Raw genomic sequence first — 2,068 nt, forward strand, 5'->3', positions numbered from 1 at the left:
ATAGCTGGTAGTCACCTGTCTCCTTTCCAAGTCAACACATTATCAACAAGCAGTACAAGTAAGGCGTTAGTTGTTCAGCCTCAGGAAAACCTAACCTCAAGCAACGACGAGTTAACAGTTTACCCTAACCCTCTATCCGATCGTGCAACTGTAGGATTTGTACTACAGGAGAATGCTCAAACAACGCTGGAAGTTTACGACCTGAGTGGGAAGCTAGTACAAAAGCTTTTTAATGGAATTGTTAAAGCTGGAGAACCACTGGAACTGACACTTAAAGCTAACGATCTTCGGCCGGGCCTTTACTTAGTTAAAATGAAGAGTAACAACAGGATCATAACTAAGAAAATCATTAAAAGTGCCTATTAGTCAATACCTGATGTACCAGTTCTGGGCCTTACTGGTACATCAGGCACCTTAAGTACAAAATAACGAGCACCTTTACTTTTAGCCAATCAATTTATGACCATCAAATTTTTTACTAGGACTGTACTAGGCTTAGTCTGCTTACTGTGGTCTTCTTATTCTTACGCTCAAAGCTCTTTTAAAACTGCCAATGAATATGTAAAACCCTATACTGAAGACTTTGGATATGGGAACAATTTAGGATATTATTCAAATGGATGGGACGACAAAAGTGTTGCAACTCTTCTAAGTAAAATAGGAACAAACACACTCAGACCGACTCTTCCTGATGCTTTTATTGAAGAATGGGGCCCTACTGTGCGTTTGAACACATTTAGATCGTATAGTGAAGAGCTAGGCTTGAAGGACCTGACCTGTTTTATAGAAAAACCGTCTTCTGCCCATCAAGACAAGAAAAAGTACTCAGGCAGCTCTGAACCTTCTAAGTTATTTGCAAACTTATATGAGCCTATCTGGAATTCCGATGGCACAGTAAACCCTCAGAACTATTATGCTGACTATGTCTACAAACTGGTTCAGACATATGGAGATTACATAAAATTTTGGGAAGTTGTAAATGAGCCAGATTATGTGAGCGGCGTAGACGTTTCCAATTGGCTAACCAGGGCACCTTTACCGTCTGAGACAGTGAATACCCGTGCCCCTTTCTATCATTACATCAGAATGCTTCGCATTACATGGGAAGTAGTAAAGAAGTACAACCCTGATGATTACGTAGCTCCCGGAGGCATTGGCTATAAAGAATTTCTGGATGCAATGCTTCGCTACACCGATAACCCTGTAGATGGAAGCGTTACAAGTCAGTATCCCAATAAGGGCGGTGCTTACTTTGATGTACTAAGCTATCACGTTTATCCATCTCACTACCTCCGCACGTGGGAGAACGGAGGCTTTAAATACCTTCAAAACTCAGATTATGCAGCTGCTCAGGTTATCAAACATAAAGATGGGTTAGAGGAAGTGCTTAATAAATATGGTTACAATGGATCTACCTATCCTAAAAAACATGTTATTATAACAGAGACAAATGTTAGCAGACGTACGGTTGACTGGCGCTATGGCAGTGATGAAATGCAGCGCAACTACGCTACCAAAGCCCTGGTGCTGGCACAGAAAAATAATATCAAGCAATTACACTTTTTTATTTCAGCTGAATTTGCCGATGCTCCTGCAGCAACACAGTCTGTCACATCTTCTTATGAGCATAAACTAATGGGCTTTTATGAAAACCTGTCAAGAGATAAACCTGGCTCAGAAAAAATAACTCCAAGTGGAAAAGCCTTTTATACTACAACAAAACTTTTAAAAGGTTATCGCTATGATGCATCACGTACTGCTGCTTTAAAAATGCCAGAAACAGTAGAAGGTGCTGCTTTTAGTAAAAGTGGAGAATATGTATATGTGCTTTGGGCTAAAAACCCTACTACTGGCACAGAGAAATATTCCACAAATTACTCATTCCCTGTTACATGGAATTTTTCTAGCTTAACGCGTTATGAATGGGACTACTCTTCAACGGGAAAAACAACTGTCCATAGTCCTCAAAATATTACTTTAAGTAGTAATCCTGCTTTCTTTGTAGGTAAGATAGCCAATTCACAAACTCCTGTTACTACTACCTGTTCAGCTACCGGCACCATTTTGC

At 40.1% G+C, this 2,068-nt stretch carries 2 protein-coding genes; both read left to right on the plus strand.

Translation table 11 applies throughout. The features are described from left to right. Nucleotides 1–366, plus strand: a 366-nt coding sequence (locus LN995_RS21485) for a T9SS type A sorting domain-containing protein (RefSeq protein ID WP_229963151.1), incomplete at its 5' end; no start/stop codon positions are given. A 93-nt stretch (nucleotides 367–459) separates the two neighbouring features. Beyond that, a partial coding sequence (locus tag LN995_RS21490) for a hypothetical protein (RefSeq protein ID WP_229963152.1) occupies nucleotides 460–2,068 on the plus strand: 1,609 nt, incomplete at its 3' end.

Origin of the sequence: Pontibacter silvestris, assembly GCF_020907275.1 — a bacterium.
In the GTDB taxonomy this organism is placed as follows: Bacteria; Bacteroidota; Bacteroidia; order Cytophagales; family Hymenobacteraceae; genus Pontibacter; species Pontibacter silvestris.